A 12,038-nucleotide genomic window follows, 5' to 3' on the forward strand; every position below is an offset into this window, starting at 1 on the left:
ATAACCAGTCGAGGTTCGAAGCTCGAAATGTCACAACGTAAATCGCCGTCCGGAGTTAACCCGATCTGACCTACTCCGACCCGCCAGACCGCGCCCAGCTTCACGACGCCCCGCCCCGCCCCTGGACACGCGATCTTGCACTTTCTGTCGCCGCTTTTCGGACACAGCACGCGAAACGGCGACCAGAAGTGCAAGATCGCGAAAGGTGGGTGGGGTGGGTGGGGTGGGTGGGGAAATCGGTTTGTGGGGGTGGGTGGGGGAGCTAGGGTCGCGGGCATGTTCGCGTACGCACTGATCGAGGCGGTCGGCACGCCGGCCTGTCTCGGGCCGCTGTTGCAGGCCCGCCCGCGAGTCCGGCGTCCGGCCCTGGCCGGCGTGACCCGCTACTGATCCTCGTCCGCGCGGCATCCTGACCGGATGCCGTGGCGCCCCGCCCGGATGACCTGCTCCGAGGCGGCGCGCCGTCCGCGCGGCACCGTCACCGCGTCACCGCCCAGGGCCGTCCGAGTCCCCGATCAATCGGACAGGCTTCTGATCCACCGTGCCCGCCGCTCCAGACGATCGAACGCGTAGGGCTGCGCACGTCCGAGGGCGGCCCGACTGCGCCGAGCCGCCTCGGGACCGCGACGCGGCCATGCGGCCGGCGCGGGCTGGGGCACCGGAACCGCCTGTCCGTTCCGTCGCCGTACGGCGACAGACAGGACGACGCCCCGTGGCAACCCGCCGTACCCGTACCGAACGCGACCGGTCCCGTCGCGTACTGTCCCAGAACTTCCTCGTTGACCCGGCCGCGATCGCACGGTTGGTCCGGGCGGCCCGTCCCGATCCGGACACGCTCCTGCTGGAGGTCGGCGCCGGTCGGGGTCAGCTCACCCGGGCGCTGGCCGCCCGGTGCCGACACCTGGTCGCGTACGAGGTGGATCCGGCCGCCGCGGCGGAGCTGGCCCGGGTCTGCGCGGCGGTCCCGAACGTGACACACCGGCAGGCGGACTTCCTGATGGCCGTGCCGCCGGCGGAGCCGTTCGACGTGGTGGGCAACATTCCGTGGTCGCTCACCTCCGCCGTGGTGCGCTGGTGCCTGGCGGCGCCGGGGCTGCGCGCGGCCACCCTGCTCACCCAGGCGGAGTACGCGCGCCGGCGCAGCGGCGACTACGGCCGGTGGACGCGGCTGACCGTGTCGACCTGGCCGGAGTTCGGTTGGCGGCTGGTGGGCCGGGTGCCCCGGACCGCGTTCCGCCCGGTGCCCGGGGTGGACGCCGGCATCCTGCGCGTCGAGCGGCGGCCGGAGGCCCTGCTGCCCCCGGCGGCGCTGCCCGCGTACCGGAGGATGGTGGAGCGGGGCTTCGACGGCGCCGGCGGGTCGCTCGCGGCGTCGCTGGGCCGGCGGTACCCGCGGGCCCGGGTGGCCGCGGCCCTGCGCGCGGCCCGGCTCGACGCGGCCACGCCGGTCGGCCACGTCTGGCCGGAGCAGTGGCTGGTGCTGTTCCGGCTGCTGCACGCCCGCTGACCGGGCAAGGAAGGGCCCCTCCTTAACGCCTGGTGTCGAGGAGGGGCCCCCGCTCAACACCGTCAGGCGAGGGTGTTCAACGCGTCGGTCAGCTCGGCCGGATCGTCGAACTGCTCGGGCGGGAGCGCCCGCAGCATCTGCAACACCTCGGTGGGCGCCCCGTTCTCCTGGCCCCAGCGCACCAGGTCCTCCCGGGAGATCGGGTAGTCGAGCCCGGCAAGGTACTCCTGCAACTGCACCCCGCTGACGGTCATGGCGGGCGGCTACCCGCTGCGCCGGCCCGTACACCGCCCGGGCGCCGGTTTGCCCGCTGGACCGCCGGGTAGCCGCCCGGCATGCTGGTTCAGCGGCTCGGCGCGCCGAGCGACTTCGACCCGTTGCTGGAGCGTGTCCGGGACGCCCGGATCGTCATGATCGGCGAGGCGACGCACGGCAGCTACGACTACTACCGCCTGCGGGAGCAGCTCACCCGCCGGCTGATCGCCGAGTGCGGTTTCTCGTTCGTCGCCGTGGAGGGGGACTGGCCCGACTGCGACCGGGTGCACCGGTCGGTCGTCGCCGCCCCGGGCGGCGCCACCGAGCCGCAGACCGCGCTGGAACGCTTCGAGCGCTGGCCCACCTGGATGTGGGCGAACGCCGAGGTGGCCCGGTTCTGCCGCTGGCTGCGGGCGTGGAACCTGGACCGGCCGGAGCCGGCCCGCGCCGGTTTCCACGGCTTGGACGTCTACAGCCTGTGGGAGTCGATGCAGGCCATCTTCGACTACCTCGGCGAGGAGGACCCGGCGTCGCTGGAGGCCGCGCAGGACGCCTACCGGTGCTTCGAGCCGTACGGCAAGCGGGTCGAGGAGTACGGCATGGCGAGCCGGTTCGTGTCGGCGCGCTGCGAGGAGGAGGTGGTACGCCTGCTGGCGCGTACCCGGGAACACGCCGTGGCGGACGGCCCGGACGCCTTCTCGGCCTGGCAGAACGCGGAGGTGGTGGCCGGCGCGGAGCGGTACTACCGGGCGATGGTCGCCGGCGGCCCGGAGTCGTGGAACGTCCGCGACATCCACATGGCGGACACCCTGGACCGGCTGCTGGACCGGTACGGCCCGGATGCCCGGGGGATCGTCTGGGCGCACAACACCCACGTGGGGGACGCCCGGGCGACCGACATGGCCGCCGACGGCATGCTCAACATCGGCCAGTTGGCGCGGGAGCGGCACGGCGACGACCGGGTCGTGCTGGTCGGCTTCGGCAGCTACCGGGGCAATGTGGTGGCCGCGCCCCGCTGGGGCTCGCCGGCCGAGGCGATGATCGTGCCGCCGGCCCGGGAGGGGTCGGTGGAGCGCCGGTTGCACGAGCTGATGCCGGAGCGGGCGGTGCTGGTCTTCGGCGGCGACCAGCCGGGCTGGGTCACCGACAGCCTGGACCACCGGGCGATCGGGGTGGTGTACGACCCGTCCTTCGAGTCCTGGGGAAACTACGTGCCGACCCGGCTGGGGCAGCGGTACGACGCCTTCATCTGGTGCGACGAGGCGACCGCGCTGCACCCGCTGCCCGCGCTGGCGATGCCGGGGGAGATGGAGACGTACCCGGCCGGTGTCTGAGCCGCGGTCGTGCTCGTGGGGTGTTAAGAAGGGCCCCCGGTACCACGCCAGGCGTTAACCGGGGGCCCTTCCTTACTGCCCGCTACACGCGGGCGGGGGTCTTCTCGTCGAGGTGGGCGCGCAGGCCCTCACCCTCGATGTCGACGTTGGGCAGTGCCCGCTGCAGCCAGCTCGGCAGCCACCACGCGGCCCTGCCGAGCAGCGACATCACCGCCGGCACGATGGTCATCCGGACCACGAAGGCGTCGATGGCGACACCCACGGCGAGCGCGAAGCCCATCGACTTGATCACCGGGTCGTCCAGGAAGACGAAGCCGCCGAAGACCGAGATCATGATCAGCGCGGCGGCGGTGACCACCCGGGCGCCGTGCCCCATGCCGTTGATGGTGGCTTGCTGCGCGGTGTCGCCGTGCACGAAGTCCTCCCGCATCCGGGAGACCAGGAAGACCTCGTAGTCCATGGCGAGGCCGAACAGGATGCCGATCAGCAGGATCGGCAGGAAGCTGATCAGCGGCCCCGGGGTGTCCAGGCCGACCAGGTCGGCCAGGTGACCCTGCTGGAACACGGCCACCGTGATGCCGAAGGTCGCGGCGACGGTGAGCAGGAAGCCCACCGCGGCCTTCACCGGCACCAGCAGCGAGCGGAAGACCAGCATCAGCAGCAGCACCGACAGGCCGACCACCAGCAGCAGGTAGACCGGCAGCGCGTCGGACAGCTTCTCGGAGACGTCGATGCCGATGGCGGTGACGCCGGTGAGCAGCACGTCGGCGCCCTGGATCCCGCCGACCGCGGCGCGGACGTCGTTGACCAGCGTCTCGGTCGCCGCGTCGGTCGGGCCGGTCTCCGGCACCACGGCGAGCAGCGCGGTCTTCCCGTCCGGGCTGAGCTGCGGCGGGGTCACCGCGAGGACGTTCTCGGTGCGCTGGATCTGCGCGGTCACCTGCGGTACCGCGTCGGCGGTGGCCTGCGGGGTGTCGCCGGCGACGACCACCGCGAGCCGGCCGGTGAAGCCCGGCCCGAAGCCCTCGCTGATCAGGTCGTTGGACTCCCGGGCGGGCGACCCGACCGGTGCGGTGCCGGCGTCCGGCAGGGCCAGCCGCATGTCCGGGGTGGGCAGCGCGAGCAGGCCGAGACCGAGCAGCCCGACCAGGATGACCGGCACCCGGAAGCGGGTGACCAGGCGGGCCCAGCGGAACCCGAACCCGGAGCGGTCCTCGGCCCGCGCGGCACCGGCGACCGGGGCCGGCGCGTCGGTCCCGCCGGTGGTGTCGGACCCGTCGGCGGTGCCGGTGGTCGGCCCGCCGTCGGTGCCGGCGTCCGCCCGGTCGGCGGCGCCGGTGGCCAGCTGGTCGGCGGGGACGGCGGTACGCAGCTTGCGGGGCAGCACCCGGGCACCGGCGAAGCCGAGCAGGGCCGGTTGCAGGGTGATCGCGACCAGCACGGCCACGGTGACCGTGCCGGCGGCGGCCAGACCCATCACGGTGAGGAACGGGATGTCGACCACGGCCAGCCCGGCGAGCGCGATGACCACGGTGGCGCCGGCGAAGACCACCGCCGAGCCGGCGGTGCCGACCGCCCGCCCGACCGCCTCGTCCGCCGGCAGGCCCTCCAGGAGGTTCTGCCGGTAGCGCGAGGTGATGAAGAGCGAGTAGTCGATGCCGACCGCCAGCCCGAGCATCAGGGCGAGGATCGGCGCGGTGCTGGTCAGCTCGACCACGCTGCTCAGCGCGAACAACCCGGCCATGCCGACGCCGACGCCGATCAGCGCGTTCAGCATGGTCATCCCGGCCGCGACCAGCGAGCCGAACGTGACCACCAGGACGATCAGGGCCACCGCGACGCCGATCGCCTCGGTCGACCCGACCTCCGGCTCGCCGTTCAGCACCTCACCGCCGGGGGCGACCTGCCAACCCTGCGCCTCGGCCGCCGCGCCGACCTTCTCGTACGCCTCGCGCTGCTCGTCGGTCACCTCGTCGGCGCCGGTGGCGAACTGGACCTGGACCAGCGCGTACCGGCCGTCCGGGGTGACCGCGCGGGCCTGCAGCGGGTCGACGGCGCCGACCACGCCGGGCAACGTCGCCGCCTCCCGGGTCAGCTCCTGCACCACCGCCTGACCGGCCGGGGTACCGAGCTGACCGGCCTCGGGTGCCTTGACCGCGATGGTGCCGGTCGCGCCGCTGGCCGCCGGGAACTGCTCGGCGAGCAGGTCCTGGGCGCGCTGCGACTCGGTGCCGGGCATGGTGAAGTTGCTCGCCGTCGGGCCGCGCAGCGTCGCGGCGGCCAGACCGAGCCCGACGAGTACGACGAGCCAGATCACCGCGACGAGTCGCCGTCGGCGCAACGAGCCCCGGCCGAGCCGGTAGAGCAGGGTCGCCATGAGTTCCTAGTCCTCCGTGTGGATGGGTGGGACGGGCGTCGAGGAGTGGGGTGGTGCGGGTCGGTCGACGGGCTCCAGCCCGCGCGTGACGAGGGCCAGCAGTGCCGGGCGGAGCACCTCTTCACCGAGGTCGAGGAACTCGCCGCACGCCTCGGAGATGCCGGCCAGCAGCACCAGCGCGGCGATCCGGGCCGACGGGCGTTCGGGGTGTCCGGCGAGCGCGTCGACCAGCCGCTCGGAGATCCGCTGGATGTGCGCGAAGGCGGGTTGCGCGAGCAGCTCCGGGAAGTCGCCGCGGAGCACCGCGATCTCGCGCCGGAACCGTACGGCCAGGTTGACGAAACCCTCGGCGGCGACCCGCTGGGCGTCGGCCGGGTCGGTGGCGAGGGCGATCCGCTCGTCGAGGGACTGGAGCACGGCGATCGCCGGGGCCATCAGCTCGGTGAGGATGGCCTCCTTGTTGGCGAAGTGGTAGAGCACGGCGGCCTTGGAACAGCCCACCTCGCGGGCGATGTCCTGCAACGACGTGCCTCGGTAGCCGGTCGCCGCGAAGCGTCGCGTCGCCGCCGTCAGGATCTCGTCGTGTGTCTCCGGTACCGCCCGTGCCATCGCCGGCCACCTCCCCGCACCAGCATGCCTGACCGATCGGTCAGTAGCTGACCGATCGGTCAGACTCTGGGCGTGGTCTTCCCCACAGAATGGGTGGGTTTCGATCAGTCCGGGGTGCCGGTCCAGTCGTCCAGCCAGGGACCGTGCCAGGTCAGCGTGCCCGCCCGCAGGTCGGCCACGAGGCCGCGTACCCACGCCAGCTCGGCGCGCATCATGGCCAGCCGGTACTCGTCCTCGACCAGGAACAGCCGGGGCAGGTCGATCGCCGCGAGGACCGCCTCCCGCTCGCGCAGCCGGGCGGCCAGCAGCTCGGCCCGCCGGTCGAGCTGCTGGGCCGCTTCGGCCGGCGGCAGGATCGGCAGGAAGGAGAGCGCCGCCGGGAACTCCGGGAACTCCCGGGCGGGCGCGGCCAGCGCGTCGGCGAGCCAGGCGTCCAGCGCGCGGCGGCCCTCCGGCGTCAGCTCGTACACGGTGCGTTCCGGGCGGCGTTCGTCCCGGGCGGTGTGGCTGACCCGGACCAGTTCCTCCCGCCGCAGCCGCTCCACGGTCTGGTAGATGCTGTTGCGCTGCGCGACGTTGACCACGTCCAGCTTGTCCCGCTCCCGGATCACCTGCTGCATCCGGTACGCGTGCATCGGCTCCTCGACCAGCAACGCGAGCACCATCATCGCCAGCGGCGAGCGGCGCTGGGCCCGTGCGGTCATCTCCTCACCCTAGGCGACGGGGTGGTTCACCATAGTCATTCTATGTATAGTCACTTTATGACTAAGGCTCTCATCATCGGTGGTGGCATCGCCGGCCCGGTCGCCGCCATGGCGCTCCAGCGGGCCGGCATCGAGGCGGTCGTACACGAGGCGTACGCGCGGGACGCGGTGGGTGTGGGCGCGTTCCTCACCCTGTCCGTCAACGGGGTGGACGCGCTGCGCGCGATCGGGCTGGACGGCCTGGTCGCCGGCCTCGGCCACCGGACACCCCGGATGGCGCTGCACAACCACCGGGGGCGGCGGCTGGCCGAGTTCGGCACCGCCGGCGTCCGCACCCGGGGGTCGGGCAGCACCACGGTCCGGCGCTCCGACCTCTACCGGGCGCTGCGCGACGAGGCGCTCCGCCGGGGCGTACCGATCGTGCACGGGGCCCGGATGGTGGACGCCGAGCCGACCGCCACCGGCGTGCGTGCCCGCTTCGCCGACGGCCGCGACGCCGAGGGTGACCTGCTGATCGGTGCCGACGGCCTGCGGTCGCGGACCCGTCAGGTGATCGATCCGGCGGCGCCCGTGCCCCGGTACGTGCCGTTGCTCAACGCCGGCGGCTTCGCCCGGGTGCCGGGGCTGGGCGGCGAGACCGGCCTGATGCATATGGTCTTCGGCAGGCGTTGCTTCTTCTGCTGGATCCCGGTCGGCGGCGACGAGGTCTGGTGGTTCGCCAACCTGCCCCAACGAACCGAGCTGACCCCCGCCGAGATCGCCACCCTCGACGCCGGGGAGTTCCGCGCGCGCCTGCGCGGGCTGGTCGCCGACGACGCCGGGCCGGCAGCACAGATCATCGACGCCACCGATCGGATGGAGTACGGCTGGCCGACGTACGACCTGCCGTCGGTGCCGCGCTGGCAGCGGCACCGGATGGTGATCATCGGGGACGCCGCGCACACCGCCGCACCCTCCTCGGGGCAGGGCGCCGCGATGGCCTTCGAGGACGCCGTGCAACTGGCCCGCTGCCTGCGCGACCTGCCCGACCCGACCGAGGCGTTCGGCGCGTACGAGCGGCTGCGCCGCGACCGGGTGGAACGGGTGGTCGCGCAGGGCAGGCGGACCAGCAACACGAAGGTGGCCGGCCCGGTCGGTCGGGTGCTGTGGGACGTCACCATGCCGCTGTTCGGCCGGTGGGCGGCCAGGGACGACGGGAAGTCGTTCGCCTGGCTCTACGACCACCACATCGACTGGGACGCCAGGATCACGGCGTAGCCGGGCTCACCGCTGGTCGTGCTCGCGGTCGTAGGCGGCGCGGGCGGCGGCGATCGCGCCGCGGTGCCGCTCCGCCCAGCCGGTGAGTGCGACCAGCGACTCGTACAGTTCCAGGGCGATCGGCGTGGCGGTGTACTCGACCTTCGGCGGCACCGTCGGGTACACCTTGCGCCGCAGCAGGCCGTCCCGTTCCAGGTTGCGCAGGGTCAGGGTGAGCATCCGCCGGCTGATCCCCTCGACGCACCGCTCCAACTCGGTGAACCGCACCGGCCCCTGGGAGGCGGCCACCAGGATGCCGATGCTCCACTTGCCGCCCACCCGGTCCAGCACCTCGCGGACCGTGCAGGCGCGGGCCAGTCCGGGCGTGAACGGGCCGTCGCCGGTCGGGCAGTCGGACCGATCTTCGCCCGTCACGGGCACATCGCTGTTCCCCTGGGACATCAAAGTGCCTCCTTACGCCTCGGCCAATGGTCACAGACCGTTTCGCCGGTGGTCCCGTCGGACCGGCCCGGCGCGGCGCTGGTTGACCGGGGGATCGCGGACGGGGAGGGTGGGCGGATGAGCGGGGCGGGCGAGGAGCGGGACGGGGTCGCGCTGACCAATCTGGATCAGCCGCTGTTCGACGGATCGGGGGCGACCAAGCGGGACCTGGTCGACTACCTCGACGCGGTCGGTGAACGGATCCTGCCCGCGCTGGCCGGGCGGCCGCTCTCGGTGGTCCGGGTGCGTCCCGGCCAGCCCCCGTTCATGCAGAAGAATCTGCCCAGGTACACCCCGGACTGGGTCCGCCGCACCACGGTGTGGGCGGAGGCGTCGCACCGGGAGATCGCGTACGCCCTCTGCGACGACCGACGCACGCTGCTGTGGTTCGCCAACCAGCGGGCGGTGGAGTACCACCCGACGCTGGCCACGGCGGACGCCCCGCACCGACCCACCCACCTCGTGCTGGACCTGGACCCGCCGGAGGGCGCGGCGTTCGGCACCGCGGTCGCCGCCGCCCTGCTGGTTCGGCAGGCGTTGGCCGACGCCGGGCTGGCCGGCGCGGTGAAGACCAGCGGGGCGAAGGGCGTGCACGTGTTCGTCCCGGTCGCCGAGGGCGCCGCCGCCGACGACATGGCTGCCGCGACCCGGGCCCTGGCCGCCCACGCCGAGCGGCTGGATCCGGCGCTCGCCACCACCGCCTTCATCCGTGAGGACCGGGCCGGGAAGGTGTTCGTCGACTCGACCCGGGCCGGCGGCGCGACCGTGGTGGCCGCGTACAGCCCACGGTTGCGACCGGGGGTGCCGGTGTCGTTCCCGGTGGACTGGGCGGACCTGGAGTCGGTGACACCGGCCGACTTCACCCTCCGGACCGCCCCGGCGCTGGTCGCGGAGCGGGACCCGTGGGCCGCCACGATGCCCGCGCCGCAGTCGCTCCCCACCGACCTGGTGGCCGAGGGGCACACCATCCCGGTCGCCCGGGTGCAGGCGATGCACGAGGGCAAGCGCCGGGCCCGCGCCCGCCGCGCCGCCGGCTGAGGTACGCACCGGTTTGCCCCGACCGGCCGGGAGGCCGATCATGTCCGGCGTGACGGAACCTCTTGGGTACGACTGGGTGTGGGGGTTGGTCGACGACGACCCCGGCGTACGGGCGGCGGCCGTCACCCGGCACCGAGCCCTTCTCCGGTCGCACTCGTGGGACGAGCGCAACGGCACCCTGACCGACCTGGTGAACGACTTCCTGATCGCCTCCCGGGCGGCGGAGCCGGCGGCGACCCGGCTGCTCCCGTACGCGCTGCTGTTTCTGGACTGGGAGAACCGCCACCCCGACGAGTGGCGGCGGGCCGGTTGGCTCTGGTCGCCCTGGTCGACGAAGGAGGCGCTGCTGGATCACCTGGCCCGCTACCACGCCACGGCGGCCGGCCCGGCCCTGACCGAGCGGCTGGTCACCGCCGTGCGGCGACGGCAGCACTGTCAGGACCGGTGGTACTGGCACCTCGCCCGGGCGCTCGACGGCCCCCGGTTGCGGGACCGCCTACGACACGTCGCGCGGGACGCCGCCGGGGCGGGGGACGACCGGACGGAGCTGCGCGCCCGCTTCGTGCTCTGGCTGCTCGACAGTCCTTCCGAGGCGACCGGCAGCCGGAGCTGGCGGCGGTGGTGGCGCGACGTTGCCCGGCCGGTGACCGCACCCCGGCCGGCGCGGGAACTGGCGGCGATGCCGGCCACCGAGGTGGCGGCCCTGCTCGGCGGCCTGCCCCCGGCCGAGCTGGCGCGGGTCCTGGAGGGGCTGCACGCGGGGCCCGCGATGCGGATCGTCACCGTTCTCGGTCTGTCGGCGACCGAGGCGGTGGCGCTGATGGACGCCCGGATGGCCGCGAAGCTTCTCAAGATCATGGACCGGCCGCTGGCGGTGGCGTTGTTGACGGCGATGCCGGCGGAAGCGGCGGCGTCCCGCATCCCCGGCGAGGGGTACTGGGTCCTGCGGGAGATGGACCGGGAGGTGGCACTGCGCTGCCTCGCCGCGATGAAGCCGACGGTGGCCGGTCGGTACCTGCGGGCGTTGTGGCCGGGGGAGGCGGCGGCGTTCGTCCGCCGGCTGGAGCCGTCCCGGGCCGGGGCGGCGTTGGAGTACGCCTGGCCCGCCGTGCCGGAGATCCTGGGCAGGCTGCCGGCCCGGCAGGCGGCCGACCTGCGCGGCAGGCTCGCGCCTCACGTGGTCGACCTGATCCGGGACGTCGTCCGGCCGGACTGGTGAGGGCGAGGCGTCCGGGAGACGAAGAAGCCCGGACCGTGAGGTCCGGGCTGTTCGATGATCTCTGGTGCCCCCGGCAGGATTCGAACCTGCGCCCCCGCCTCCGGAGGGCGGTGCTCTATCCCCTGAGCTACGGGGGCTCAGCGACGGGAGAAGACTAGCAAACCCGGTCGCCGAACGCCGAATCGGTATCCGGGGCCCGCCACCGTGTCGCCGCACCGTCCAGTGGCCGACAGCGCGGCTCGGCAGCCGCACCGGTCAGGCCGCGACGACCGTGCGCCCGCAGCTCGGCAGCGGGTGCAGCACGATCCGCCGGGGAAGGCGCCGGGGCCACTCGTTGCGGGGCCATGAGCCGTCCACGATCAGGTGCACCGTGCGCTGCTCCGCGCCGCTGAGCCGGAGCACGAAGTCCCGGGGCAGCGGCGGGTCGACCGACGGAGTGGTGATCATGAAACGGACCCGCCCGCGGGACGAGACGGCGGAGATGACGTCCGCCGCCGGCATCGTGCCGCGCAGCCGGATCCGCCCGATCCAGTAGACCTCCGCCAGGTGTTCCTGGGCGGCCCGGGTGATCGCCGGGTACTCCAGGCGTACCCAGCGCTCCACCGCGCCGACGCACAGCCCGCAGGCCCGCTCCCGCGGTTCCCGCGGGCCCAACCCCCAGGCCCGCAGGTACGCCCCGACCGCGCCCGCCTCCAGCGGCAGTTCGAAGCGGCGCTGGATGAGGGTGTGCAGGCTCTGCCGCGTCCACAGCTCCTCGTCCAGCCCGAACGCGTCCGGGTAGGTGCCTCGGAGGATGTCGATGAGTTCCAGTTCCTGTTCGCGGCTGAGCAATCCCGGCTCGCCCTGCCGCTGTCCGCGACGGACGGTCGCCACCGCTCCGTCACCGCCGATGGTGTGGCGCCGGCACCAGCTGGTGACCGAACGCCGTGCGTCTCTCAGTGCAACCCCCACGTCCTGCGCAACGAGCCCGAATCGCAACTGGTCACGATATCTATGGAGAAAACTCTCTTAGAGTCGCAATCGGTCCAAGAGCCCACTGCGCGCTAAAAGTGCTAAAAGCCCAAAACGGTCATCGGTTGGCCGGTCGACGGCGTGGACCGGTGGATGCGTCCAGGGCGCTGTCGAGCTGAGTCATTCACGACATCGTGCTGCTCCGCGCCGCGGCTGCGCTGGGCGCAGTCCGACCCGGCCCGCTCGGCGATGGCCGTGCCGGGCTCGGTGCCGTTACGGCGATGGCGGCGTCCGGTTCGGTGCCGCT

11 protein-coding genes and 1 tRNA gene are annotated in these 12,038 nt (G+C 73.4%); 5 read left to right on the top strand and 7 right to left on the bottom strand.

All coding sequences use genetic code 11. From position 1 onward, the window contains the following. The first annotated feature begins 712 nt into the window (after positions 1-712). Positions 713-1,507 carry an ErmE/ErmH/ErmO/ErmR family 23S rRNA (adenine(2058)-N(6))-methyltransferase gene (gene erm, locus D7223_RS22615; RefSeq protein WP_120730442.1) on the top strand — a complete coding sequence of 265 codons (795 nt, stop codon included), beginning with the start codon at positions 713-715 and terminating at the stop codon, positions 1,505-1,507. Positions 1,508-1,569: 62 nt separating this feature from the next. Here erm and D7223_RS22620 read toward each other — a convergent pair whose 3' ends face one another. Next, positions 1,570-1,761 (bottom strand): DUF2795 domain-containing protein, encoded by a 192-nt coding sequence (locus D7223_RS22620; RefSeq protein ID WP_120730443.1) that lies wholly within the window; start codon positions 1,759-1,761, stop codon positions 1,570-1,572. Between the two features lie 81 nt (positions 1,762-1,842). Between D7223_RS22620 and D7223_RS22625 the strand changes: the two genes are divergently transcribed. Continuing rightward, positions 1,843-3,096: an erythromycin esterase family protein gene (locus D7223_RS22625; protein WP_120730444.1), complete on the top strand. Its 1,254-nt coding sequence runs from the start codon at positions 1,843-1,845 to the stop codon at positions 3,094-3,096. 82 nt (positions 3,097-3,178) lie between these two features. On the opposite strand, the gene D7223_RS22630 is transcribed toward D7223_RS22625, so the two are convergent. The 3 genes from D7223_RS22630 to D7223_RS22640 form a co-directional block, all read right to left on the bottom strand. Next, a complete protein-coding gene (locus D7223_RS22630; RefSeq protein WP_120730445.1) occupies positions 3,179-5,473 on the bottom strand; it encodes an MMPL family transporter in 2,295 nt (764 codons plus the stop codon). A gap of 6 nt (positions 5,474-5,479) precedes the next feature. Beyond that, positions 5,480-6,082 carry a TetR/AcrR family transcriptional regulator gene (locus tag D7223_RS22635; protein WP_120730446.1) on the bottom strand — a complete coding sequence of 201 codons (603 nt, stop codon included), beginning with the start codon at positions 6,080-6,082 and terminating at the stop codon, positions 5,480-5,482. Positions 6,083-6,186: 104 nt separating this feature from the next. After that, entirely contained in the window at positions 6,187-6,786 is a 600-nt protein-coding gene (locus tag D7223_RS22640) for a PadR family transcriptional regulator (RefSeq protein WP_202864685.1), read from the bottom strand. Positions 6,787-6,843: 57 nt separating this feature from the next. Here D7223_RS22640 and D7223_RS22645 point away from each other — a divergent pair, with 57 nt between their 5' ends. After that, on the top strand, positions 6,844-8,043 hold the full coding sequence (locus tag D7223_RS22645) for an FAD-dependent oxidoreductase (protein WP_120730447.1): 1,200 nt from the start codon (positions 6,844-6,846) through the stop codon (positions 8,041-8,043). Positions 8,044-8,049: 6 nt separating this feature from the next. Here the strand turns inward: D7223_RS22645 and D7223_RS22650 are convergent, their stop codons facing one another. Then, entirely contained in the window at positions 8,050-8,484 is a 435-nt protein-coding gene (locus D7223_RS22650) for a winged helix-turn-helix transcriptional regulator (RefSeq protein WP_120730448.1), read from the bottom strand. A 117-nt stretch (positions 8,485-8,601) separates the two neighbouring features. Between D7223_RS22650 and ligD the strand changes: the two genes are divergently transcribed. After that, complete coding sequence (gene ligD / locus D7223_RS22655; RefSeq protein WP_120730644.1) at positions 8,602-9,561, top strand: non-homologous end-joining DNA ligase; 960 nt, start codon at positions 8,602-8,604, stop codon at positions 9,559-9,561. A gap of 49 nt (positions 9,562-9,610) precedes the next feature. Continuing rightward, the gene (locus tag D7223_RS22660) at positions 9,611-10,780 is read left to right on the top strand and encodes a magnesium and cobalt transport protein CorA (protein ID WP_147252691.1); all 1,170 of its coding nucleotides are present in this window, start codon (positions 9,611-9,613) and stop codon (positions 10,778-10,780) included. Between the two features lie 62 nt (positions 10,781-10,842). Here D7223_RS22660 and D7223_RS22665 read toward each other — a convergent pair. Both D7223_RS22665 and D7223_RS22670 read right to left on the bottom strand, forming a co-directional pair. Further along, positions 10,843-10,917, bottom strand: a tRNA-Arg gene (locus tag D7223_RS22665). Between the two features lie 118 nt (positions 10,918-11,035). Continuing rightward, positions 11,036-11,731 carry a winged helix-turn-helix domain-containing protein gene (locus D7223_RS22670; protein ID WP_120730450.1) on the bottom strand — a complete coding sequence of 232 codons (696 nt, stop codon included), beginning with the start codon at positions 11,729-11,731 and terminating at the stop codon, positions 11,036-11,038. Positions 11,732-12,038 lie beyond the last annotated feature (307 nt).

Source organism: Micromonospora endolithica (assembly GCF_003626595.1).
Lineage (GTDB): Bacteria > Actinomycetota > Actinomycetes > Mycobacteriales > Micromonosporaceae > Micromonospora > Micromonospora endolithica.

Excerpts from the sequence above, each read along its gene's own strand:
- D7223_RS22620 (WP_120730443.1), bottom strand. The coding sequence starts at position 1,761 with ATGACCGTCAGCGGGGTGCAGTTGCAGGAGTACCTTGCCGGGCTCGAC.
- D7223_RS22625 (WP_120730444.1), top strand. The coding sequence starts at position 1,843 with ATGCTGGTTCAGCGGCTCGGCGCGCCGAGCGACTTCGACCCGTTGCTG.
- D7223_RS22630 (WP_120730445.1), bottom strand. The coding sequence starts at position 5,473 with ATGGCGACCCTGCTCTACCGGCTCGGCCGGGGCTCGTTGCGCCGACGG.
- D7223_RS22635 (WP_120730446.1), bottom strand. The coding sequence starts at position 6,082 with ATGGCACGGGCGGTACCGGAGACACACGACGAGATCCTGACGGCGGCG.
- D7223_RS22640 (WP_202864685.1), bottom strand. The coding sequence starts at position 6,786 with ATGACCGCACGGGCCCAGCGCCGCTCGCCGCTGGCGATGATGGTGCTC.
- D7223_RS22645 (WP_120730447.1), top strand. The coding sequence starts at position 6,844 with ATGACTAAGGCTCTCATCATCGGTGGTGGCATCGCCGGCCCGGTCGCC.
- D7223_RS22650 (WP_120730448.1), bottom strand. The coding sequence starts at position 8,484 with ATGTCCCAGGGGAACAGCGATGTGCCCGTGACGGGCGAAGATCGGTCC.
- ligD (WP_120730644.1), top strand. The coding sequence starts at position 8,602 with ATGAGCGGGGCGGGCGAGGAGCGGGACGGGGTCGCGCTGACCAATCTG.